Source organism: Methylobacterium sp. 174MFSha1.1 (genome assembly GCF_900116815.1).
In the GTDB taxonomy this organism is placed as follows: domain Bacteria; phylum Pseudomonadota; class Alphaproteobacteria; order Rhizobiales; family Beijerinckiaceae; genus Methylobacterium.
On sequence record NZ_FPCB01000025.1, the window covers coordinates 1 to 22,195 of the forward strand.

Annotated in this window: 19 protein-coding genes, 1 pseudogene and 1 CRISPR repeat array; of the genes and pseudogenes, 8 read left to right on the plus strand and 12 right to left on the minus strand. The window is 69.0% G+C overall.

Annotated elements, in window-relative coordinates; translation table 11 throughout:
• Positions 1-6,206: Ig-like domain-containing protein (locus tag BM430_RS34145; protein ID WP_244539600.1), on the minus strand; the 6,206-nt coding region annotated here is incomplete at its 3' end.
• Between the two features lie 876 nt (positions 6,207-7,082).
• Here BM430_RS34145 and BM430_RS34820 point away from each other — a divergent pair.
• Positions 7,083-7,469, plus strand: coding sequence for a hypothetical protein (locus BM430_RS34820; RefSeq protein ID WP_093569246.1), 387 nt, complete (start codon positions 7,083-7,085; stop codon positions 7,467-7,469).
• Between the two features lie 288 nt (positions 7,470-7,757).
• Here the strand turns inward: BM430_RS34820 and BM430_RS21275 are convergent, their stop codons facing one another.
• The 3 genes from BM430_RS21275 to BM430_RS21285 all read right to left on the minus strand — a co-directional run bounded on the left by BM430_RS21275 (position 7,758) and on the right by BM430_RS21285 (position 10,297).
• Positions 7,758-8,021, minus strand: coding sequence for a GCG_CRPN prefix-to-repeats domain-containing protein (locus BM430_RS21275; protein ID WP_093569247.1), 264 nt, complete (start codon positions 8,019-8,021; stop codon positions 7,758-7,760).
• A 174-nt stretch (positions 8,022-8,195) separates the two neighbouring features.
• Positions 8,196-9,566, minus strand: coding sequence for a sensor histidine kinase (locus BM430_RS21280; protein ID WP_244539601.1), 1,371 nt, complete (start codon positions 9,564-9,566; stop codon positions 8,196-8,198).
• Entirely contained in the window at positions 9,563-10,297 is a 735-nt protein-coding gene (locus tag BM430_RS21285) for a response regulator (RefSeq protein ID WP_093569248.1), read from the minus strand. Before BM430_RS21285 ends, BM430_RS21280 begins: the two co-directional genes overlap by 4 nt.
• A 169-nt stretch (positions 10,298-10,466) precedes the next feature.
• Here BM430_RS21285 and BM430_RS21290 point away from each other — a divergent pair, with 169 nt between their 5' ends.
• Together BM430_RS21290 and BM430_RS34155 are read left to right on the plus strand one after the other, a co-directional pair.
• Positions 10,467-11,135: a hypothetical protein gene (locus BM430_RS21290; protein ID WP_143132093.1), complete on the plus strand. Its 669-nt coding sequence runs from the start codon at positions 10,467-10,469 to the stop codon at positions 11,133-11,135.
• Between the two features lie 49 nt (positions 11,136-11,184).
• Positions 11,185-11,586 (plus strand): hypothetical protein, encoded by a 402-nt coding sequence (locus tag BM430_RS34155; RefSeq protein ID WP_143132094.1) that lies wholly within the window; start codon positions 11,185-11,187, stop codon positions 11,584-11,586.
• Here BM430_RS34155 and BM430_RS21295 read toward each other — a convergent pair.
• Positions 11,555-12,359: pseudogene (locus tag BM430_RS21295) on the minus strand (IS5 family transposase). The gene BM430_RS34155 and the pseudogene BM430_RS21295 sit on opposite strands and share 32 nt — an antisense overlap.
• Before the next feature lie 464 nt (positions 12,360-12,823).
• Between BM430_RS21295 and BM430_RS21300 the strand changes: the two are divergent.
• Together BM430_RS21300 and BM430_RS21305 are read left to right on the plus strand one after the other, a co-directional pair.
• Positions 12,824-13,459 carry a trimeric intracellular cation channel family protein gene (locus tag BM430_RS21300; protein WP_244539602.1) on the plus strand — a complete coding sequence of 212 codons (636 nt, stop codon included), beginning with the start codon at positions 12,824-12,826 and terminating at the stop codon, positions 13,457-13,459.
• Between the two features lie 70 nt (positions 13,460-13,529).
• Positions 13,530-13,775 (plus strand): hypothetical protein, encoded by a 246-nt coding sequence (locus BM430_RS21305; protein WP_093569250.1) that lies wholly within the window; start codon positions 13,530-13,532, stop codon positions 13,773-13,775.
• Between the two features lie 184 nt (positions 13,776-13,959).
• On the opposite strand, the gene BM430_RS21310 is transcribed toward BM430_RS21305, so the two are convergent.
• Positions 13,960-14,604, minus strand: coding sequence for an SOS response-associated peptidase (locus tag BM430_RS21310; protein WP_093569251.1), 645 nt, complete (start codon positions 14,602-14,604; stop codon positions 13,960-13,962).
• Positions 14,605-14,742: 138 nt separating this feature from the next.
• On the opposite strand from BM430_RS21310, the gene BM430_RS34825 reads away from it, so the two are divergent.
• Positions 14,743-14,922 (plus strand): hypothetical protein, encoded by a 180-nt coding sequence (locus tag BM430_RS34825; RefSeq protein ID WP_177303130.1) that lies wholly within the window; start codon positions 14,743-14,745, stop codon positions 14,920-14,922.
• A gap of 463 nt (positions 14,923-15,385) precedes the next feature.
• On the opposite strand, the gene BM430_RS21320 is transcribed toward BM430_RS34825, so the two are convergent.
• Positions 15,386-16,684, minus strand: a complete 1,299-nt coding sequence (locus BM430_RS21320) for a Y-family DNA polymerase (RefSeq protein WP_093569253.1) — start codon at positions 16,682-16,684, stop codon at positions 15,386-15,388.
• Entirely contained in the window at positions 16,681-17,145 is a 465-nt protein-coding gene (locus tag BM430_RS21325; protein ID WP_244539603.1) for a LexA family protein, read from the minus strand. The genes BM430_RS21320 and BM430_RS21325 overlap by 4 nt, the downstream gene beginning before the upstream one ends.
• Before the next feature lie 109 nt (positions 17,146-17,254).
• Here BM430_RS21325 and BM430_RS21330 point away from each other — a divergent pair, with 109 nt between their 5' ends.
• Both BM430_RS21330 and BM430_RS21335 read left to right on the plus strand, forming a co-directional pair.
• Positions 17,255-17,509, plus strand: coding sequence for a hypothetical protein (locus tag BM430_RS21330; protein ID WP_093569255.1), 255 nt, complete (start codon positions 17,255-17,257; stop codon positions 17,507-17,509).
• Positions 17,510-17,972: 463 nt separating this feature from the next.
• Complete coding sequence (locus tag BM430_RS21335; RefSeq protein ID WP_093569256.1) at positions 17,973-19,382, plus strand: Hint domain-containing protein; 1,410 nt, start codon at positions 17,973-17,975, stop codon at positions 19,380-19,382.
• 95 nt (positions 19,383-19,477) lie between these two features.
• Positions 19,478-19,872: a CRISPR direct-repeat array (repeat unit 29 nt; unit sequence CGGTTCATCCCCGCGCCTGCGGGGAACAC).
• 195 nt (positions 19,873-20,067) lie between these two features.
• Here the strand turns inward: BM430_RS21335 and BM430_RS21340 are convergent.
• The 4 genes from BM430_RS21340 to BM430_RS21355 all read right to left on the minus strand — a co-directional run bounded on the left by BM430_RS21340 (position 20,068) and on the right by BM430_RS21355 (position 22,159).
• Positions 20,068-20,433, minus strand: coding sequence for a hypothetical protein (locus BM430_RS21340; protein WP_093569257.1), 366 nt, complete (start codon positions 20,431-20,433; stop codon positions 20,068-20,070).
• A 1-nt stretch (position 20,434) separates the two neighbouring features.
• A complete protein-coding gene (locus tag BM430_RS21345; RefSeq protein WP_093569258.1) occupies positions 20,435-20,941 on the minus strand; it encodes a hypothetical protein in 507 nt (168 codons plus the stop codon).
• Between the two features lie 12 nt (positions 20,942-20,953).
• Positions 20,954-21,508, minus strand: coding sequence for a hypothetical protein (locus BM430_RS21350; protein ID WP_093569259.1), 555 nt, complete (start codon positions 21,506-21,508; stop codon positions 20,954-20,956).
• A gap of 78 nt (positions 21,509-21,586) precedes the next feature.
• Complete coding sequence (locus BM430_RS21355) at positions 21,587-22,159, minus strand: glycoside hydrolase family 108 protein (protein ID WP_093569260.1); 573 nt, start codon at positions 22,157-22,159, stop codon at positions 21,587-21,589.
• Positions 22,160-22,195 lie beyond the last annotated feature (36 nt).

Here is a 22,195-nt window from a genome sequence, read left to right on the forward strand (position 1 = left end):
CCCGCGCTGGTGATCACGGGCGCCGAGGGCGCCAGGGTGTCGACGACGAGGCTGAGCGGGGCGGTGGCCGCGCTGGCATTGCCGGCCGCGTCGGTGAGCTGGACCGAGAGGCTGTGGGGGCCTTGCGCCAGCGGGGTCGACGGGGTGACCGTGAAGGTCCCGTTCGGATCGACCGTCGCGGTGCCGATGGCGGTGGTGCCGTCGAACAGCGTGACGGTGGTGCCGACCTCGCCGGTGCCGGTGACGGAAGGCAGGGCGTCGGCGATCAGCCCGCCCGGGCTCGTCACGACCGGCACCGCGGGTGCGGCGGTGTCGATGACGAGGGTCACGGTCGGCGAGGCGGGCCCGACCTGTCCGGCCGCGTCGGTGGCCGTCGCGGTCAGCGCGTAGGTGCCGTCACCCAGCGGCGTCGCCGGGGTGAAGCTGAAGGCGCCGGTCCCGTCCGCGAGGGCCGTGCCGAGCACGGTCGTGCCGTCGAGGAAGGTCACGGTCGCGCCGGGCTCGGCGGTGCCGGTGAGGGTCGGCGTGGTGTCCCGCGTCGCGCCGGCGACCGGGTCGAGCACCGGCGCCGGGGGCACGCCGGTATCGATGCCGAGGGTGATGGCGGCGGAGGCCGGTCCGGTGTTGCCAGCGGCATCCTGGGCCGTGGCGGTGAGGGTATAGAGGCCGTCCGCGAGCGCCGTCCCGGGCGTGAAGGTGAACACGCCGGCGGCATCCGCCACCGCGGTGCCGAGCACGCCGGCGCCGTTGAGGATGGTGACCGTCGCGCCGGCCTCCGCGGTACCGGTGATGGTGGGCGTGTTGTCGACCGTCGACCCCGAGCCGATGGTGAAGGCGGGGGCCGGCGGCGCCACGGTATCGATCGCGAGCGTGATCGCCGGGGAGGCGGCGGACGCGTTGCCGGCCTCGTCGTAGGCCATGGCGGTGATCACCGCCGTGCCGTCCGGCAGGGCCTGGCCCGGGGTGAGGGAGAACAGGCCGTTCGCGCCGGCGGTCACGGTGCCGAGGACGGTGCCGTTGCTGCTGACCATGACGGTCGCGCCCGGATCGGCGCTGCCGGTGATGGTCGGGGTGTTGACGTCGATCGTGCCCGAGGGGGTGGTGAGGACGGGTGCGGCGGGCGCGATCGTGTCGATGAGGCTCGCCACCGCGGTCGCGGGGGCCGAGAGGTTGCCGGCGGCGTCCCGCGCGATCGCGGTGATCGAGATCGGGCCGTCCGCGAGGGGCGCGGCGGGCGTGAAGGCGTAGGTCCCGGCGGCGTTCGCCACCGCGCTCCCGAGCTCGGTCCCGTTGACCGAGACCAGGACGACCGAGCCCGGATCGGCCGAGCCGGTGATGGTCGGCGTCGCGTCGCTGGTCGGCCGGAGCGGATCGACCGTGGGCGCGGCCGGCGGGGTGAGGTCGACCTCCAGGGCGACCGGGCTCGACGGGAGGGAGATGTTGCCGGCGACGTCGCGGGCGGTGGCCTGGAGGACGAGCGTGCCGTCCACCAGCGGGGCGGCGGGCGTGACCGCGAAGTTGCCGGCGGCGTCGGCCAGCGCGGTACCGACGACGACGGTGCCGTTCGCGGCCGTGACCGTGACCGTGGAGCCGGCCTCGGCCCCGCTGCCGCGGATGACCGGAAGCGGCTCGTTGGTCGGCCCGGCGAAGGCGGCGAGGGTCGGGGCCGCGGGCGCGGTGAGGTCGATCAACACTTCGAGCGTCGCCGTCACGGTCCCGCCGCCGGTGTCGAGGTCCGTCGCGGTCACCGCCAGGGTCTGGGCTCCCGCGCCGAGGGGAGCCACCTCGATGCTGAACCGTCCGTCCGGTCCCGCGGTGCCGATGCCGATCGGCGTCCCGGCGAGGGTGATGACGATCGCGTCGCCGGCGGTGGCGCTGCCGCTGATGACCGGCGTCGCATCGTTGGTCGGCGCCAGGTAGTCGAGCGTCAGGAAGCCCGCGGTGCCGGTGGTGATCGAGACGGCAAGGGCGCCTGAGGGCCCCGAGACGTTGCCGGCGGCATCCCGCGCGGTCGCGGTGATCTGCGAGGTGCCGTTCGGCAGGGGCACGGTCGACGTCAGCGAGAAGCTGCCGTCACCGAGCGCCACGGTCGTGCCGAGCACGGTGGTGCCGTTGAGGATCGTCACCGTGGCGCCGGCCTCCGCCGTACCGGTGAAGGTCGGGGTCGCGTCGATGGGCGGATCGGTCACCGGCGCGAGGGTCGGCGCGCCGGGCGGCAGGGTGTCGACCGCGACGGTCGCGACGGCTGAGGCGGGCGAGAGGTTGCCGGCCGCGTCCCGCGCGGTGGCGGTGAGGCTGGTGACGCCCTCGGCGAGCGGTGCGGTCGGCGTGAACGCGAAGGTGCCGTCGGCGCGCGCCACCGTCGTGCCGAGCACGGCGGCGCCGTCGAGGATCGTCACCGTGGCGCCGGCCTCCGCCGTGCCGGTGAGGGTCGGGGTCGCATCGTTGGTGGACGCGATCGAGGCGAGCGTCGGCGCGAGGGGGCCCCCGGTGTCGACCGTCAGCGTCACGGGGGCGGAATCGGCCGAGAGGTTGCCGGCGGCGTCGCGGGCATTGGCGGTCAGGGCGGTGGCGCCCTCGGGGAGCGGCGTCGTCAGCGCGAGCGAGAAGCTGCCCTGCGGACCCGCCGTCACGGTGCCGAGCACGGTGCCGTTGCCGCTGATCGTGACGATCGACCCCACCTCGGCAGTGCCGGTGATGGTCGGCGTCGCGTCGTTGGTCAGGCCGGCCGGATCGAGGACCGGCGTCCCGGGGGCAGTCCGGTCGACCGTGATCGTGACGAGCGCGGACGGCACGGACACGTTGCCGGCGGCGTCGCGGGCGGTGGCCGAGAGGGTCGTGGCGCCGTCGGGCAGCGGCGCCGTCAGCGCGAGCGAGAAGCTGCCGTCGCCGAGCGCCGTCGTGGTGCCGAGCACCGTGCCGCCGCTCGAGACAGCGACGATCGCCCCGGCCTCGGCGGTGCCGGTGAGGGTCGGCGTCGGGCTGTTGGTCGGCCCGAGCGGCGCCAGCACCGGCGCGGCGGGCGCGCCGGTATCGACCGCGACCGTCGCGACGCCGGAGGCGGCCGAGACGTTGCCGGCCACGTCGCGGGCGGTGGCGGTGAGGCTGGTGATGCCGTCGGCGAACGGCACCGTCGGGGTGAACGAGAACGTGCCGTCGCCGAGCGCCGTGGTCGTGCCGACCACGGCGGTGCCGTTGAGGATCGTCACCGTCGCGCCGGCCTCGGCCGTGCCGGTCAGCGTCGGGGTCGCATCGCCGGTGAGCGGGACCGAGGCCAGAGCGGGGGCGGCCGGGGCGGTGGTGTCGATGGTGAGCGAGACGCCGGCGGAGACCGGCGAGACGTTGCCGGCGAGGTCGCGGGCGGTGGCCGTCAGGGTGGTGGTGCCGTCGGGGAGCGCGGCGCCGGGGGTGAACGAGAAGGTGCCGTCGGCGCCCGCCACCGCTGTGCCGAGAACGGCGCCGTTGGAGCTGATCGTGACGGTGGAGCCGGCCTCGGTGGTGCCGGAGACGGTCGGCGTCGCGTCGCCGGTCGGCCCGAGCGGGGTGATGACCGGCGTCCCCGGGGCCGCCGTGTCGACCGTCACGCTGAGCGGGACGGAGGGCGCCGAGACGTTGCCGGCGATGTCGCGGGCGGTGGCCGTGAGGGTCGTGGTGCCCTCCGGCAGCGGTGCCGTCAGCGTGAGCGAGAAGCTGCCGTCGCCGAGCGCCGTCGCGGTGCCGAGCACGGCGGTGCCGTTGAACAGCGTGACCGTGCTGCCGGCCTCCGCGGTGCCGGTCAGGGTCGGGGTGCTGTCGTTGGTGGCCCCGAGCGGCGCGAGCACCGGCGCGGCGGGCGCGCCGGTATCGACCGCGACCGTCGCGACGCCGGAGGCGGCCGAGACGTTGCCGGCCACGTCGCGGGCGGTGGCAGTCAGGATGGTGATGCCGTCGGAGAACGAAGCAGCGGGGGTGAACGAGAAAGTGCCGTCAACGCGCGCCGTAGTCGTACCGAGAGCGGCGCCGTTGAGGCTGATCGTGACGGTGGAGCCGGCCTCGGCGAAGCCGGTGAGGGCCGGCGTCGTGTCGTTGGTGGGCGACGGGACGTCGAAGACGGGAGCAGCGGGGATGCCGGTGTCGATCGTCACGTTGACGGCGACGGACGGGCTCGAGACGTTGCCGGCCGCGTCGCGCGCCGTGGCGGTGATGCTCGCCGTGCCGTCGGCCAGGGCCACGCCGGGGGTGAACGTGAACGTCCCGTCGCCGAGCGCCGTCGTCGTCCCGAGCAAGGTGGTGCCGTTGAACAGCGTGACCGTGCTGCCGGCCTCCGCAGTGCCGGTCAGGGTCGGGGTGCTGTCGTTCGTGGACCCGAGCGGCGCGACCACCGGCGCGACGGGGGCGGTGAGGTCGATCTGCACGGCCAGGCCCGCCGAGGCCGCGGACACGTTGCCCAGCGCGTCGCGGGCGGTCGCCGTGAGGGTGTAGGCGCCCTCCGCGAGCGGCGTCGTGGGCGTGATGCTGAAGCTGCCGTTCGCGTCCGCCTGCGCGGTGCCGAGGACGGTGGTGCCGTCGCGGAGCGTGACCGTGCTGCCCGCCTCCGCCGTGCCGGTGACGGTCGGGGTCGAGTCGCCGGTCAGGCCGCCGCCCGAGACGAAGGCCGGGGCGCCCGGCGGGGTCGCGTCGATCTGCAATCCGATGGCGGCGGAGACCGCGCTCAGGTTGCCGGCCGGGTCGCGCGCGGTCGCCGTCAGGGAATAGGCGCCGTCGGCGAGCGGCGTCGTCGGGGTGAACGAGAAGGTGCCGTTCGCCCCTGCCACCGTCGTGCCGAGGGTCGCGGTGCCGTTGAGGATCGTCACCGTGCTGCCGGCTTCCGCGGTGCCGGTCAGCGTCGGGGTGTTGTCGGCGGTCGCGGTCACGCCCGCGCTCAGCGTCGGGGCGGGCGGCGCGGCGAGGTCGATCACCGTCAGGGCCGCCGTGGAACGTGCGCTGGTGTTGCCCGCCGGATCGGTGGCGGTCGCCGTGAGGGTGTAGGTGCCGGCGGCGAGCGGGCTCGTGGGCGTGAAGGCGTAGGTGCCGTCGGCGCCGGCGACCGCGGTGCCGAGCGCCGCGGTGCCGTCATAGACCGTGACCGTGCTGCCGGCCTCCGCATTGCCGGTGATGGTCGGGGTCGGGTTGTTGGTCAGGCTCGGAGCCGTCACGGTCGGCACCGCGGGCGCGGCCGTGTCGATGGTCAGGCTCAGGGACGCGGAAATCGGGCTGCGATTGCCGGCGGCGTCCTGCGCCCGCGCCGTCAGGCTGTACGTGCCCTGGCCGAGGGTGACGGTCGAGGTGACGCTGAAGCTCCCGTCCGCCGCCGCGATGGCAGTCCCGAGCACGGTGGTGCCGTTGAGCAGCGTGACCGTGCTGCCGGCCTCGGCCCGGCCGGTCAGCGTCGGCCTCGTGCTGTTCGTCAGCGCGGTGCCGGCCGTGAAGGTCGGGATACCCGGAGCGAGCGTGTCGATCTGCAGCCCGAGGGCCGCGGAGGGCGCGCTGGTGTTGCCGGCTGGGTCGCGCGCGGTCGCCGTCAGGGAATAGGTCCCGTCCACGAGCGGCGTCGTCGGCGTGAACGAGAAGGAGCCGTTCGCCCCTGCCACCGTCGTGCCGAGCACGGCGCCGCCGTTGAGGATCGTCACCGTCGAACCGGCCTCCGCGGTGCCGGTCAGCGTCGGGGTCCGGTTGGGCGTCGCCGCCGCGCCCGTGCTCAGCGTCGGAGCGCCGGGCGGCGTCGTGTCGGCGGCAGAGGTCACGATGTCGTCGAGGCTGAAGCCGAAGCCGATATCCACGTCGACGAGATCGCGCGAGTAGACCCGGACCTCGGTGACGTTCTGCCAGGCCGGATCCGTGAAGCTCACCGTCTGGTCGCCGATGCCGATGAGGTTGCTGTTCAGCTGCCGCGTCACCTCCACGCCGTTCCGGTAGCCGACGAAGATCGTGTTGCCGGCGACCGACAGGAGCCGGTCCACCACGAGGCTGTCGAGGGCGAACGCGCCGCCGCCGGTCTGCGCGATCGAGAGGTAACCGCCGATGGCATTGTTCAGGCCGAGCGAGGCGTCGCCGAACAGGCCCGTCCGGGCGACGCTCAAGGTCCCTGTGGTGGCTCCGGCATTGTTTCGGAAGGCGTAGTTGAAACCCCCGATGTTCAGGGGGTTGCCGGTGGCGTTGAGGGAGCTCTCGAAGGTCTGCGTGGCCATGGCGTTTGCAACCTGTTTTTGCGATCTGCAATTCATAGTGGCAAGCGCGGGCCCGACCTCAACTCCACAACCCCTGGTTATAAATTTTATGGTTAATGCCCTGTTGAGCTCTCAGGTCAGGAATTATGACCAAAATCAGGCTGGCGGTGAGAACGTCCTGTAAATCCCATTTGTTGTATCGATGAATTATATTTGCAATTCATTAATTATTGCACAATACAAGATGATACATGAATATAATTTCCATAAATACACTATTATTGTGCACGATATACACGCATAATATTTCTATATATGGCGGCGAGGGTTACGCCGCCGGCAAGCCCTAGAAAGAAGACAGTACATCATGCGGCTTCGCCGTCGGATAGCCGCCCGACCCGGACGCGGCTCATCCTTGCACGGTCTCACATTGGTCCCGAAGCACCCGGCGGAAGCCCAGCGACGACCGGGCTCAGCGCGACGCGGGCTGCCTTCGCTACCAGGTGACCGGCGGCAAAGTCGCTTTCCGGTTGTACCAACTCGGTCTTCCGACCCGCGGGACAGCGGCTCCGTGGGACATTGGCGGCGACACCGCGGTCATGAACGTCCCGGTTCGGTTGTGGCCCTTCCTCGTCCGGCGGCCGCCGACGACCGGTGACGCGCGGGCGCGTGTCGGGACCGGCCCTCGCGCCGCCCGGACGCCCCGGGACCGTGCGGCGGGCGATGGGGTAACGGTGCCCAGGATACGATCCGTCCCCACGGCCATCATCGCGTTCGACTCGATTGCCGCGAACCGGCTTCATAATCCGGCAACCAACAGATCGTTGCTCCGGTTGCCGTGCTGAACGTTTTAAACAACCAAAGGTTGAAATAACGAGTGACGACCTGGAGGAGCCTATGCCCGCGTACGACTTCAACAGGCCGATCGTCGTCTGGTTCGATGTCGAGCGCCCGGAATTCGGCCTCACCCGCATCGAATCCGCCATCCAAGCCTACGATGCGCTGCACTGCGCCCGCATCATGGGCGGCAGTCGACCAGCCGCTCCGGAGTTGTGGGACGCGGCCGAGCGGGCGATCGACATTGCCCTCATCGACCCTTCTTCCATGAACGTGAGAGTCGCCGAAGAGACCCTTCTGGCGCTCGTGAAATGCACCTCGCCGATTTCCCGGCTCATCCGGCGCCGGCTGGCTCCTGAAACCTGCTCGCCAAGGTCGCTCTCGCTCCGCGCCATCATGCAGGCAATGTGGCCCAAACACCTTATTCGAGAGCTGGGCAGGACCTGATCGTGCGCGTGACGTCCTCGCATGGGGGCACGATCCGGGGATTGTCTACGCGGCGTGACGCGGTCTGGTTGCTGGGAACGTCGGATCCGCTCGCGGTCGAACTGCCGGAGATGGAACGGAGCGGGCTGGCCGCGCTGGAAACCGGGACCGCAATCATCCCGAGCCGCGGGAGCGGTGAGCAAGACGCCCGACGCGAGGGCGATGGACATGACGATTTTTGCGGATCGTGGCGCGCTCCATGGGCGTCCGGCCCGCGGCCGGACGCGTCGGGTTCCAGGGGTGGGACGATCAGTTCGGCCAGCAGTGGCGGCCGTACGGGCCGATGTGGTAGCCGGCCGGGCAGGAGGCGCCGCGCACGTAACCGCCCCACTGGCCGCCCGCCCGGCAATACCCGTAGATCCCCCGGTGCCCGTAGGGTCCGCAGCCGCCATAGACCTGGATGATCTGCGCGTCGCCGGGGCCCGTGGAGACCGCATCCTGAACGAGCGGCAGGGCCGAGGCGGGTACCGAAAGAGCCGCCAGCAGGACGGCGGGGGCGAGGATCTTCAGCATCGAAGGGTTCCTTCTCGAATGAATGGGGACCGGCCCGATGCCATCCCGTGTCCCGGCGGCGCTCCTGCCGCGTCGGGCTGCTCGAAGGTTCGCCCTCGCGCTGTGCCCCGATGTGACGGGTCCGCGCCGGCTCGTAACGGTGTGTGACGCTCGCTGACGGCTCGTGACTTGCGGTCAGGCCAAGGCCGGCAGGGTCACGACGAGGCGTGCACCGCCCGAGGACGCCACCTCGACCACGATGGTGCCGCCATGCGCCTCGGCGATCTGTCGCGCGATGGCGAGCCCCAGACCGGTCCCGCCGGTCCGCCGGTTCCGGGACCGCTCGAGCCGGTAGTACGGGCTGAAGACCGACGTCCGCTCCCCCTCCGGGATGCCCGGCCCGTCATCCTCGACCACGACCTGGCAGGCCGATTCCGTCCGTCGCACCACGACGGCGACGGAGGAGCGCCCGAACTTGACGGCGTTGCCGATCAGGTTCGCCATCACCCGACGCAACGCGACGGCATCGCCGGCCACGATCGCATCCTGCACCTCCTCGCCCGACAGGCTGATGCAGGCACCCTGCGCCGCGTGCTCGGCCACCTCGACCGCAACGATGTCGGCCAGGTCCACGGGAGCACGCCCGACCTCGGCGGCCGTCCCGCGGGCGAAGCCGAGCGAGGTCTCGATGAGCGCCGTCATCGTATCGAGATCCTCGACCAGCCGATCCCGCCGCTCGGACTCGGCGATCCTCTCGGCTCGCAGGCGCATGCGCGTCAGGTAGGTCTTGAGGTCGTGCGAGATGGCTCCGATCAGCAGCGAGCGCTCGCCCATCAGGCCGACGATGCGGTCCTGCATCGCCTGGACGGCCTGGGCGAGGCGACGGATCTCCGGGGCGCCCTGGGGGACGAGCGCCGGCTCGGCGGAGCGGCCGTCGAACCGGGAGACCGCATCGGTCAGGCGCCGGAGCGGGGCGAGCTCATGCCGGGCGCCGGCCGTGACGAGGAAGGCCACTGCGACGCCGAGGACGGCGACCCACAGGCTCAAGGGCTGGCCGAGCAGCCAGGGCATGGGCGAGCGATGTCCGATGATGGCGGACACGACCAGGATGCGCCCGTCCGGCAATCGGTATGTGGCCAGGGCCAGGCTGCCGATGGGCCGCTGCCGGTGCGCGGCCCCCGCATCGGACGGGCCATCGTCCCGGTAGAGCATCGCAGTCTCGGTGAAGGCGCGGATGTCGCCCTCGCCCGTCAGGCGGTGCAGGCGCGCCTCGAGGACCGGCTCGCGGATCAACCCGGTCACGTCGGGCGGCGCATCGACGATCTCGGCCTTGAGGGCCTCGCCGTTCACGGCGCGCAGGATGGCGGGTCTTCGCGCAGAATCCGCATCCCTCATGAGAGCCATGATGCCCGCCGCCTGGTCGAGGCGGGGGAAGCGGGAGGCGTACGGCCATTGCTCCTGACTGCGCTGCCACCGGTCGATGCCGAAGGTGGCCACGACGAGCAGCGAGAGCGCCCCCAGCAGGACCAGCATGATCCGCCCGAGGAGCCCGATGCGCGCCCTCACGGTGCGACGGCCGTCACCGGTGCCGCCAGGATGTAGCCGGCATTGCGCACCGTCTTGATCTGGCCTGCCGCCTGGCTGCCGGCCGCATCGAGCTTGTGCCGCAGCCGGCTCACCTGGACGTCGATGGTGCGGTCGAAGATGTCGGCGGTCCGGCCACGGGTCCAGTCGAGGAGCTGGTCGCGGGAGAGGACCCGCTGCGGCCGGGTGACGAAGCAGTGCAGCAGGTCGTACTCGGCGCTGGTGAGCGGGATCTCGACGGCCGGTTCGCCGATGGTCACCCTGCGGGCGGCGAGGTCGACGACGAGGTCGGCGACGCTCAACCGCTCGGACGCCGGTCCGGCGGCCGCGGCGCTGCCGCCGGCGGCCCGGCGCAGGACGGCGCGGATGCGGGCGAGCAGCACGCGCGGGTTGAACGGCTTCGAGACGTAGTCGTCGGCCCCCATCTCCAGACCCAGCACCCGGTCGATGTCCTCGTCCTTGGCGGTGAGCATGACGACCGGAGGCCCGCCGCCCTCGCGCAGGCGGCGGCAGATCGAGAGCCCGTCCTCGCCCGGCAGCATCCAGTCGAGGACGATCAGGTCCGGGGCGGGCCCCGCCGCGAGCCGCCGGTCGAGGCCGGCGCCCCCGTCGAAGGTGACGACACGAAAGCCTTCGTTCTCCAGGTAGCCGGCCAGTTGCGTGCGGATGTCGTCGTCGTCCTCGACGATGGCGATGGTGGTGCCGTCGGTCATGCCGCGAGGATAGACGGTCGCGACCGTGCGGCAACGCGCAAAGCGTGTCTGTCACAAAACGTTACACGGCGCCGGCGTCCCGTCACATCCGGGATCGGGGCGCGCGCGAAGGTTCACCGCATCACGAGCCGGGCCACGAGGGTCCGCGACGGAGGAAGGTCCGAGACCCATGGCGCCATCCCGCCCCGCATCATTGATCCGGTACGTCGCGACGGCTCTCGTCATCGCCGGAGGAATGCTCTTGCCGGCTGGTTCGGTGCACGCGATGCCGCGCCAAGCGCCAGCCGGGGCATCTCAGTTCGGCGACGGATCCGAGTCCTACCGCGGGTACCGCATCGAGATCGCCCAGGACGTCGCGAACGCGGAGATCGGCCAGCTCCGCCGCGCCGCCGAGCACCAGGTCGACATCGTCGAGGCGACGAGCCTCGACGAGGGCGTGAAAGCCTTCTTCAGGCGCTTCCCGGTCGTCGTCAGGTCCGGCTCCGGCGCGGGCAGCCATTACAGCGGCGGCGAGAGCGTCACCATTGCGGTCGACAACCCCAACGACCAGCGCCCGATCCTGCTGCACGAATACATGCACGTCTACCATTTCCGGAAGCTGCCCGGTGGGCGGAACAACCAAGACATCCTGACCTTCTATCGACGCGCCAGGACCGGCGGCTTCTACCCGGATGGTGCCTATCTGCTGAAGAACCAGGCCGAGTTCTTCGCGATGACCGCGAGCGTCTACCTGCACGGCAAGCTGGCGCGCGAACCCTTCACCCGGGACGAGCTGCATCAGAAGCAACCAGTCTATTACGAGTTCCTCACCCGGCTGTTCGGACCGGCCGGCGCTTGAGCCGACATTGAACCACGATACTGACTTTCAACAGCAACGGACCGATCCGATGAATAATCGTTTGTTGACGGCCTGCCTGCTCTTCCTGAGCACAGGATACGCGTCGGCCGACACCCTGCCGCTGCGCCACGGAGCCTATGTCGGCGTCGGAACCGATTGCGAGAACCCGCCGAATGCCGAGTTGCGCACCTACGACGGCCGGGGTCTCGGAAGCGCGAAGGCGGCCGATTGCCGAGGTCGGGTGCTTTCGACGCAGAATGACATCTACCAGATCGAGCAGGATTGCCGCCAGGACGGTAGCCCGAAACCCGAACGCGTGACGGAACGCGCCACCATCCGCATCGACGGGCCAGACCGCTACACGGACTTGACCGGAAACGGCAACGAAAGCTTCCGTCGATGCCCTGGGCTTGGAGCGCCTAACAGAACCGCTCGATCTGGTGGAGGATGATGATGCTGGCCTGGAGGAGCGTGAAGGCCTCGTCGATGTCGGCGCGCCGTTCGTAGCGGACGGGCGAGCGGCGGGCGCGGTTGAACCAGGCATGGCTGCGCTCGACCACCCAGCGGTGCCGCCCGAGCCTGTCGCTTCTCTCGATGCCGCGTCGGGCAATCCGCGACGTGATCCCGCGCGCCCGGCCCTCCTGCCGCCGCACGCGGGCTTCGTAGGCCTTGTCGGCGTGCAGCTTGTCGGGTCGCCGGCGCGGGCGTTCACGCCGCCCGCTGCGCACAGACGGGCGCGTCCAGCGTCGGAGCCATCAGCGGGCTGTCGTGGCAATTGGCGCCCGTCAGGACGAGGCCGAGCGGCGTGCCGCGCGCATCGGTGGCGAGGTGACGCTTGGGTCCCCGCCTTGCCCCGGTCCGTCGGGTTCGCGCCAGCGGCAGACTCCCGTTTTTCGCCGGCACGCTCGCGCCGTCGACGATCGCCCGGCTCCAGTCGATCTCGCCCGCCGCACGGAGGCGCTCGAGCAGTACCTGATGCAGGCGCTGCCGCACGCCGGCAGCCTGCCAGTCGCGCAGCCGGCGCCGGCAGCTCAATCCCGCAGCCGCACTTCATCTCGGCCGGCAGCATCTCCCAGGGAGTGCCGGAGCGCAGCACGAACAGGATGCCGGTCAGGGCGGCGCGATCGTCGAGCCGAGGACGCCGCCCTTGGGGCGAGATGGGTGTGGTGGAAGAAGCGGCGCGATTGCAGCCCGGAGATCGTCGGGAAGAAGCGGGCGTGCCATGCCAGCCCGACGCCTAACCGACCCGATCGTGCCGTTCTGTCAGGCGCTCCAACTGCCGTAGGCGCACTAACTCCCGGACCATTTCGCAGAATGGGGGTCGAAAGGTGGAGCGGGCGATCGGGATCGAACCGACGACATTCAGCTTGGGAAGCGGTACTAACTGTCTGATTTTGTTGAATTCCGGTCCTCATCGCAAACGCGCTCTATGTGGTAGCTATGAGCCGTATCTGGCCGGGGAGTTGGCGGTGAGTTAGATGCTCAGCATGCCAACTCCCCTCCCCTCAACCGTCCTCTCCTGGTCCCGCGGCCTCGCCAGCCTATAGCTGGTCGCACTCCCCTGTGCCTTCAGTCGGCCTCCCAGAACGGCACACCCAACCGGTTGCGAAGCTCTGTAACTGCTGGCACTTGGCGCCAGTGCGGAGGTGACAGGCCCCTCCTCGCTGCAGAGAGCTGAGAACTTACCCTTGCCGATCGCACTTGAGCCTATCTTTCCCTGGCTGGACATCGCCGGTCTCTCGGTGTTCGCTGCCTCGGGCGCGCTGGCAGCAGTCCGCAAGCGGCTCGACATCGTCGGGGCCTGCTTTTTCGCCCTCATCACTGCGACAGGCGGCGGCACCTTGCGCGACCTCCTGATTGGGGCGCCGGTCTTCTGGATGAGAGATCCCGCGCCTGTGGTGCTCTGCGTCCTCGTGGCTCTCACCGCCTGGGCAGTGCCACTGCGCTGGTGGCCGGAACAGGCTCTCGAATGGCTCGACGCCGCCGGCTTGGCTGCCTACGCCGTATACGGGGCTGGCAAGGCTCTGCAGTTCGGAGCCTCGTCCATCTCTGCCGCTGCGGCTGGGATCACTACAGCCTGTCTCGGAGGTGTCATCCGCGACATCACGGCTGGGGTCCCTTCGGTCCTGCTCCGGCACGAGCTTTATGTCACTGCCGCAGTGGTTGCGGCCGGATTGTTCGTGATGCTCAGAGACGCCGGCGTGCTCGACCCATGGCCAGCGCTGATTGGCTCGACGGCGGGTTTTCTGCTGCGGGGCGCTGCCATCCGCTGGGGGCTGACCTTGCGCCCCCATCGTGGGCCGATTCACCCACCGCCTCGCTGAAACTCACATCCAGTTATCGGTACGAGCCGGTGAAGCAGCAGGGCATGATCCCGATTTGGGAGACGAAGCGATGACAGGCGGCGAAGCCTTCCGAGCGAAGCTCCTGACCAGCGAGCAGCTGGACGCGGCGATCGCTGCCTACCTCGCCGACCCGTCGGCGCCGGCCATCCTCAAGATCGGCGACAAGCGCCTCGACGTCGCCGCGGCCGTCCTGGCGAACGCATACAGCACGGAGGTGCTGGCGCGGGATGGCGTGACACCGCCCCAGCAGCGGAACGCGATCAAGACCGCGATCCTGCTGGCACCGGTCGCGTAACCTGCGTCATGCATATGACAGGACCTAACCCAATCGAGGCGTGCGCAACCCACTCACCTCCGATAGGCTTATGCTGCCTACCTCGAGATGAGGGGTGCGCCCACGCCGATCACCTCCACCACAAATAACCACTAGGCGTGGGTGCCTTCTTTTTCCATCTTGTAACGGCTACGTCAGTTATCACTCAGATCTCGTCGTGACGTGCGCCTCGCGCCACCTCGGCCATCATCTCGTCCGGGAGCGGTCGCTGCAGCTGCAGCGCATCCTCGGCCGGCGCCTCAAGCCAGGTGCGCCACTCCTCCACGGTGGTGAGCAGCACCGGCATCGCCTTCGGGTGTACCGGCCCAACCACGCCGTTCGCCTCTGTTGTGAGAAACGAGAACAGCCGGTGCTCCTCTGGCACGGGCTCATCCCGCTTCGGGCCGCGCACGCCCGTCCAGGGCCGCCAGATCCCCGCGAAGGCGAACAGCGGCCGGCTCTCGTCGAGGGCAAACCACACCGGCGTCTTGCGCGGCTTGGTGTCGGCGTACTCGCTGAACGAGGTGACCGGCACCAGGCAGCGGAACGCAGGCTTGAGCCAGGGTCGCCAGTAGGGTGAGGCGGGGTTGCGCACGTTGGTGACCGGCTGGGTGCCAACCTTCGGCGGTGGCGGGAAGCCCCAGCGCATCATCGTCAGCACCCGCCCGCCGTCGGCGGCGTGCACGACAGGCGCCATCTGGTCAGGGAAGATCCCAGGCAGCGGCGGCAGGTTGCCGGCCTCGTCGCGATCAACCGCGAAGGTGCGTCTGATTTCGTCCTGGGAACGGGCTTGGCTATAGAGGTTGCACATGGTCCGAGGATCGTAGCCGATTGGGCTCTCCCCGTCCCGCGAAGTGGCGCTGATCGTCCCTCGAGCTACGAGCCGCCGCTTCCCACCCTATGCGGCCCCCTCGCTTCCGTGCGCTTCAATCCGCGCAAGGTGGTCCTGATGCTGACGCTGAAGGTCCTCAAAGGCGGCAAGGAGCGCCTCCGCTTCGTTCGTCGGCAAGTCCTTCCGGCGCAGGTGAGCGATGAGGGCGCGTTGCTTCGCGATGTGCCGGGCACCGTTCTCGACGTGCCGCCTGACCATATCGAGTTCGGTTTCGCCTTCGTGCATACAGCATCATAGCAGGCGTACCCCGCCAGGAAAGCGTCCACGTCCCACCTGTTGCTGATGCTCGCTCTTGTGCAGGTATAACCACTCTCACGGGATGGTAGCGGACCGGGGTGTTCCCTCCGAAGAGACCCGGCCCGCCAGTCTCGCCGAAAGCGTGATCGGGAAGGCGAGACGACAAAGGTTTTGTATTCCATTCACTTGCGGACAACCCTTGCGGAAGGGTTAGACCATGTTAAGGCGGGCCGGGGCGTTTTCCTCCATTACGGAGACCCGGCCCGCCCGTGACGCCAGCCGAGCGGCTTTGGAGCGGCAGGCTGGTGTGACTGCTAGGCCAATGATCGCCTGCCGTGGTGGTTCCACGTCTCTGCATTCTCGTTCGTCATGGTCGCATCTCGCATATTGCGACAGTGGCCGGTGTGCCTCATGTCTGCTATACACCCATAGCAGCGGTTGCACTGCCACTGTGCAGGCGAACTCACTGAACGGCCGCACTCACCGTTGGCACCTCGCTCAACCGCGTCGTGAACCGCGGCGAGCGCATCTCGAACTTGGTCGACCAGGTGCGTTTCTCTACCAGCCCCGCCCGAGCCGGCACCACGGCACCGCGGCCGAACCGGCTGTTGCAGGCGTCCATCGCCGCCATCAGCGCGCCCGACTTCTCTCGGTCGTGCGCGTCGAACAGCGGCCGGGGCGCCTCGTCGAGCGGCACGAGGTCGGTAGTGACCAGCCCCGCCTTGCTGTAGCGCCAGGGCGTCGGGCCCTGCTCGCGCCAGGTCATCGCCACACCGCGGATCGCCGCGTCGATCAGGTGGCGGGTGTCGTTCGTCGCCTCGGGCAGGTGCACCACCTTCGAGACCGAACGCATCGGGTCGCCGCGGTCGTGCTCACTGGTGTGATAGAAGACCGTGACGGCCGAGACGGCGAGCCCGTCGCGCCGCAGCTTCTCGCCGAGGCGCGTAGCGTGCGCTGCCACCGCCTGCTCCAGCACCGTCCGCTCGGTGATCCGGGACGAGAACGAGCGGGTAACGGCGCATCCTTTCCGCCTGGCCGGCACGATCTCAAGCGGCAGGCAGGCCCGGCCGCGTAGCTCGTGGATGATGCGCTCGCCTACCACCGTCAGCGATTGCCGCGCCGGGCGGGGATCGAGGTCGCGCAGGTCCGCCACCGTGTCGACGCCCATGGCCTCCAGGCGAGCGAGCGAGGCGCGCCCGATCCCCCAGACCTCTCCAACCGAGATCCCGATCATCCAGGCAGCGCGCTCGGCCTCGTCGGAGAGGTCGCACACGCCCCCGAGCTCCGGCACCGTCTTGGCGATGTGGTTGGCGAGTTTGGCGAGCGTCTTCGTCGGCCCGATCCCGACGCAGGTCGGCAGGCCGGTCCACTGCCGGACGGTCGAGCGCAGATCCCGCGCCAAAGTCACCCGGTCGCGCTCGCGGACGTCGGACAGGTCCAGGAAGCTCTCGTCGATGGAGTAGATTTCCACGTCCGGCGCGAACTGCCGGTAGACGGTGTTCGCCCTCGCGCTCATGTCTCCGTAGAGGGCATAGTTCGAGGAGAAGACGCGCACCTTCTGCCGGCGGCACAGATCGCGGATCTTGAAGAAGGGCTCGCCCATCTTGATCCCGAGCGCCTTGGCCTCGGCAGTGCGGGCGATGGCGCAGCCGTCGTTGTTCGAGAGCACGATCACCGGTACGCCGGCGAGCTTTGGGTCGAAGACGCGCTCGCAGGAGCAGTAGAAGGAGTTGCCGTCGATCAGCGCGATCGCCCGGCTCATCGCTTGATGCTCGCGCGGGCCTTCACGTGGTGCCAGCGCACCGAGAACAGCAGCACGCCCCAGAGCAGCCCCTCTTCCAGGTCCTCCAGGGCGAAGTCCTGATCCATCTCCGGGTTGTCGAACGTGAGAGAGAGCCGGTTGCCGGTCATCACCAAGCGCTTCAGGCTCATCTCGCCGTTGACCACCGCCACGACGACGGCGCCGGAGGCAGGCGACAGAGAGCGGTCAACGACGGCCAGATCCTCGTCGTGGATCCCGGCGCCCTTCATGCACCAGCCGCGCACGCGCCAGATGAAGGTGGCAGGCGGGTTCGGGACGAGCCAGCGCGGAAGCTCCAGCGCACCTTCGATGAAGTCCTCGGCCGGGCTCGGGAACCCGGCGCAGAGCGTCGGGAGCATGAACGGGATCCGCACGAGCCCGCCCGCATCCGCCGCCTCCGCACCGACCCGATAGAGACTCACGCGCGCCCTCCGTGTTAGAACGAAAATAGAACAAACAGGCCGGAGGTTCCCGGTCAAGGCCACGCTTCGGGCCTGTGCGGAGCGGGGATGACAGGCTCGGGAGATCGTCATGGGAATGCGGACGACGTTCATGGTGCAGACGTTCGAGATCCACCGGAAGCGGCTGCGGCCGGGCAATCGGGACGTGGCGCCGACGGAGAGTGGAGCGCTCAAGCGGGCGGAGGCGATTTCTGGCCGGATGCCTGGCGCGGCGGCCCTGCGCATCGTGGCGGACGACGAGACGGGCGAGCTGGAGAGCTTCGCGATCCTCGGCCAGTTCGGTGAGGTGCCGGAGGATTTTGCAGAGCAGGTGAGCGGCGGGTGAGGACCGTCGTCGGCCAAGACGTGCCGTGGCCGAAGGGGGTGGGGCCAGTCGCAACGAAGCTCGATGTACATGAGTTGTCATCACAACGAGGGGGCTACAACGCGCCGCTCCCATCTAGGCTGGATCGGCTGAGCCGCCAGCGTCGGACTTAGCAATGCGTCCCAAATAGTTTGCATCACGTCCAGGATGAGCGATCTGCTAAGGCCTGTGGCCTGAACAACCTAGACACGCCCAACACAGCATGGATTGTATCCACGCGCTGAGGCATGTGCGGGTAGGCGATCAGTAGTTGCAGAGGATCGGAGCGGGTCAGTGCGCGTCCGACATGACGTCAAAGGATGCGTAACGCGCAGACAACGCGATGTTTTGCTAAATGTATGTGGCGCTCTTGCATTTAAATGCAAGCGAATCATTCGATTAGCAAACAAGTCAAAGATAAACAACTTTAGCTGGAGTTGAGACGGTGACTAATTACAATTTTAAATATATCCAAGGCTGTAATACTTATCGGCCGAATATATTCGAGACACAAGGCGCTACAGTTCAAGAGAGGAATTCTTTTTTTAAAGACAACAACACAGACGGTATATTCACGCCAGGCGAAAATTTATACGAACCATCTCGTAACATTACTTGGAAGTATATCGGTCATTATCAGGACGGAATATTGGTACAACTTAATGGTAACTACTTTTACGCATCAAATACAGCTCTCGGTTATAATAAGGAATTTACACCTCAATATGATAGCTATACACCTTGTTATTGCACTGGAACAGTGATCCGCATAGTGCGCTCCAATATCGAGACCGACGTCGCAGTTGAGCATCTCCAGGTCGGCGACCTCGCCGTGACTTCGTCCGGCGAGCAGCGCGCGATCCGCTGGATCGGCCACCGCACTCTCAACTGCCGCAACCATCCCCATCCGCTCGCCGTTCTGCCCGTCCGCATCGGCAAGGACGCGCTCGGCCCGGACAAGCCCGCTCAGGATCTCTGGGTTTCCCCTGGGCACGCCATCTGCCTGGACGTGGACGGCGAGGTGCTCATCCCCGCCTCCGCCCTCGTCAACGGCGCCGCAATCACCCAGGTCGCGGTCGACACCGTCACCTACTGGCACGTCGAACTCGACAGCCACGACGTGCTCGTCGCCAACGGCCTGCCCGCCGAGAGCTACCTCGACATGGGCAACCGCCGCTTTTTCGCGCAAGGGTCGGTCGTCGACCTCGCGGCTCACCCCGATGCGGACGCGGCCTCCCGCACCCACGCCGATTTCTGCCGGCCCTTCGTCGGCAAGGGTCCGCTCGTTGACGAGATCCGTGCCCGCCTTCGCGCCAAAGCACTCGAGAACGGTTGGACGCTCGAGCAGAACACGATCGCCGAGCTCCATGTCGGGATCGGCGACCAGGTCATCCACCCGATCCTGGACGGTGCGACGGCACGGTTCCGGTTGCCGGCAGGTTGCGGCGACGTGCGACTGCGCTCCCTCGCGAGCACGCCGTCGGGGGTGAGCGACAGCCGGGACGGGCGCCGGCTGGGCGTCGATCTCAAGCGGCTGGCGCTGTGCGGCGGGCGAGGCGTCCGGCGTGAGATCGGCCTCGACGACGCGCGCCTGGGCCGGGGCTTCTACCCGGTCGAGCCGCTTGCCTCGGGCGGCCTGCACCGCTGGACCGATGGGGATGCGCTGCTGCCCCGGAGCCTGTGGCAAGGAGACGAGGAAGGAGATGAGGAAGGGGACGAGGGGGAGGTCACGCTCCTGGTCGAGGTCGCGAAGCGGGATCTTCTGCGCTGGAACGCGCCGAGCGCCGGGACCGGTCACGCCGACGAGGCAACCGGCGCAGTCCCCTCTCTTGAGACCGCTCGCTCCGCTGCCTGATCGGGATCGCGCGCGAGAGGGTACGTGGCCCGATCGCGCGAGACCGAGCTCGTTCATAGAAAAGCCCGCCGCGGGGTGACCCGGGCGGGCTTCTGATTTTCATCCCCGCGCCTGCGGGGAACACGCCGCCGAGCGCGCGAGGTCCGGGATCGCCCACGGTTCATCCCCGCGCCTGCGGGGAACACCGCCTGGATGTCGAACGTCCACACCCGACCAACGGTTCATCCCCGCGCCTGCGGGGAACACTCGGCCGCCTCGCGCTTCAGATCGTTGACGTACGGTTCATCCCCGCGCCTGCGGGGAACACGCGTAGCGGCGAGACGCCGGAAGGCGGCTCGACGGTTCATCCCCGCGCCTGCGGGGAACACCCCTCACCGGGGGCTTTCCAGTACTCTTTTGTCGGTTCATCCCCGCGCCTGCGGGGAACACGCGATCGCCTCCGGCGAGGCCTGCTCGATGCCCGGTTCATCCCCGCGCCTGCGGGGAACACTCTTCTCACAAGCTTTTCATGGCACGACGCTTTTCAAGGTGCAACGGATCTACCGATTGAACGGGGATCAGACGCGGGCGGGCCGATGAACGAAAAAGCCCCGCTCGGCGGCTGCCGGCGGGGCTGAAGGCGGGTCTCGGGTCCACATGAAGATCCGCCGGCTAACGGGCCAGCGGTGGGGCAGGTTCCGGTGAGCTACTCGTGCCGGTCAACGGTCCGGTTATGGATGACCTGCTCCCGGTCGATGTTGCGCAAGAGATCGGTCTGGGCCCTCGCCTCTTCCCGCGTGACCCGGACGCATTCCGCGATCCGCGCCAGGTGCTCGACCTGCTGCCGGCCGATCTCGCGCAGATCCCGCAGAATGGTCAGCACCTCGGCAGGCCCTTGCAGATGCACCATGGCGTCACCCACCGTACCAGGCGCCGGGGGTGGCACCTCGTGCTTGTCCTTGTTCGCCCTCAATACCATGGCGACGCACGTCACGGCGACGGCGCCGCCGACGAAGACCTGCAGCGCCGGCATCGACGAGAGCAGGGGCAGCAGTGCGATCAGGTGCTCCATGCTACTTCACGCGCTCCAGCGCAGCGAGGGCCTTGCCGAGTCGCGAGCGACGATCGACTGCGTCGAGGCGCGCCACGTAGCAGGAGATGGCCTCGAACAGGGTCAGGGTGCCGAAGACCGGGATGACGAAGGACGGCGCCTCAGCGGTGAAGGCGTCGACCACCAGGGCGAGGGTCAGCTGCGCCATCACCAGGGCGCCGAGCCCGGAGCACACCGCCCGGATGTTGGCGCCGTTCGGCCGCGTCACCCCGTTGTTGATGTGGCCGTTCAGCCAGAGGGCGGTGACGCGCAGCACGCCCACCGCCCCGAAGAAGAAGGCCATGTTGCCCTCGCTGAATCCGTGCTCCGCAAGAGGCTTCAGCGAGGCGCGCTCCATGGTGTCGCCCGGCATCGCGAGCGTCACGGCGATCAGCAGCATCATGACCGCCATGGCCCATTCGAACAGGCGGTTGAAGCTGTAGGCGCCCGCCGGGTGGGCGGGCGTGCTCGGGCCGGCCGGGAACAGCATGGCGGCCGACCCTTAACGCGGCGCCGATCGCGGCGCGCCCGACGCCTCGAACGAGGCCAGCGCCGGGCCCAGCACACCCCGCTCGTCCGCGTCCTCGTCGAGATCCAGCTTGCGGAGGATCAACTTCGCGACACCCTCGGCCCCGCCGGCCTGCTCCCAGACGATCCGCGGCACCGCCTCGGCTCCGCGGCCGAGGCCAGCGGCCACGACGCGCGAGCCGAGCTCGACGTTCAGCTGCTTACCCTTCACGGCCCCCTTGACCGCGCTCAGACCATGCTCGGCGAGCGCCGTCGCCAGCTGCTCGAGGCGCGTCTGGGTCAGGACGAGGCCGGCCCAGATGTAGCGCCGCCGGATCGCCTGCGCCGCCCAGGCGGCGAGCGGCGGCAGGATGATCAGGAACACGTTGAAGGCCGCCTGCGCGAGATCGCCGAGCCACTGCCCCCAGGGGAGCGGCAGGGCGGTATCGCCGACGGTCGCGACCTCCGCGGCGAATGCTGCCAGCGGTAGGACAAGAGAGACGGCGAGGCAGGCGAGCGCCAGCGCCGCGAGCAGGAGCTTGCGGGTCATAGGAGGTAACCTTGTGAGGGGAGTTGCCCCGTAAGGAGGGGAGTTCCGCGCGGCGGGCCCGCCCGGCTCGGGTCGTGGTCAGGCCGCCATCGCCTTGCCGCAGGTCGGGCACTTCGACGGCGCCGCGGGCGTGGTCTCGGCCGCCATGGCGAGCGCCGCCTTGCGCACATCCTCGACCCGCCGGCCCCAGCCCTTCCCGAACCGCGCCCAGGTCGACAGCTGCCGCAGGAACGCCAGCCGCCCGTCGCACAGGGCGTCGATCAGGTCGGCCGGCTTGTGCTTCGCCACCGCCGCCAGGGTGAGCGGCCCGAGCGCGCCGTCGTCGGCGATCCCGAGCGCCCGCTGCAGCCCGATCACCGCCCGCTTCTTCCCGCTGTTCACCGCGAAGTCGAACAGCGCGTAGGCAAGCCCGGGCGGCAGTTCGTCGGCCCGGACCGCGTCCCAGTAGTTCCGGCGGTAGATCGGCGCGACGGTGGTGACGGTGAGGGCCTTCACCTCCGCCTTCGTCGCCGGCCGGCCGAGCCACAGGCTCAACGTGCCGATCGTGACGCCGAGGTTGGTGGCCCCGCCCGGGTCGGCCGGGTCGTCCACGTACCCACCCTCGTGCTTCAGGACGAGCGGCAGCGCCCGCTCGAATGTGCTCGCGGTCATCAGGATCTCCGGATTGTTAGAGTGTCAGGCTCGGGC

Coding starts and splice junctions, on each gene's coding strand:
- BM430_RS34820 (WP_093569246.1), top strand. CDS start 7,083: ATGCCCGCGTACGACTTCAACAGGCCGATCGTCGTCTGGTTCGATGTC.
- BM430_RS21275 (WP_093569247.1), bottom strand. CDS start 8,021: ATGCTGAAGATCCTCGCCCCCGCCGTCCTGCTGGCGGCTCTTTCGGTA.
- BM430_RS21285 (WP_093569248.1), bottom strand. CDS start 10,297: ATGACCGACGGCACCACCATCGCCATCGTCGAGGACGACGACGACATC.
- BM430_RS21290 (WP_143132093.1), top strand. CDS start 10,467: ATGGCGCCATCCCGCCCCGCATCATTGATCCGGTACGTCGCGACGGCT.
- BM430_RS34155 (WP_143132094.1), top strand. CDS start 11,185: ATGAATAATCGTTTGTTGACGGCCTGCCTGCTCTTCCTGAGCACAGGA.
- BM430_RS21305 (WP_093569250.1), top strand. CDS start 13,530: ATGACAGGCGGCGAAGCCTTCCGAGCGAAGCTCCTGACCAGCGAGCAG.
- BM430_RS21310 (WP_093569251.1), bottom strand. CDS start 14,604: ATGTGCAACCTCTATAGCCAAGCCCGTTCCCAGGACGAAATCAGACGC.
- BM430_RS34825 (WP_177303130.1), top strand. CDS start 14,743: ATGCTGACGCTGAAGGTCCTCAAAGGCGGCAAGGAGCGCCTCCGCTTC.
- BM430_RS21320 (WP_093569253.1), bottom strand. CDS start 16,684: ATGAGCCGGGCGATCGCGCTGATCGACGGCAACTCCTTCTACTGCTCC.
- BM430_RS21330 (WP_093569255.1), top strand. CDS start 17,255: ATGGGAATGCGGACGACGTTCATGGTGCAGACGTTCGAGATCCACCGG.
- BM430_RS21340 (WP_093569257.1), bottom strand. CDS start 20,433: ATGGAGCACCTGATCGCACTGCTGCCCCTGCTCTCGTCGATGCCGGCG.
- BM430_RS21345 (WP_093569258.1), bottom strand. CDS start 20,941: ATGCTGTTCCCGGCCGGCCCGAGCACGCCCGCCCACCCGGCGGGCGCC.
- BM430_RS21350 (WP_093569259.1), bottom strand. CDS start 21,508: ATGACCCGCAAGCTCCTGCTCGCGGCGCTGGCGCTCGCCTGCCTCGCC.
- BM430_RS21355 (WP_093569260.1), bottom strand. CDS start 22,159: ATGACCGCGAGCACATTCGAGCGGGCGCTGCCGCTCGTCCTGAAGCAC.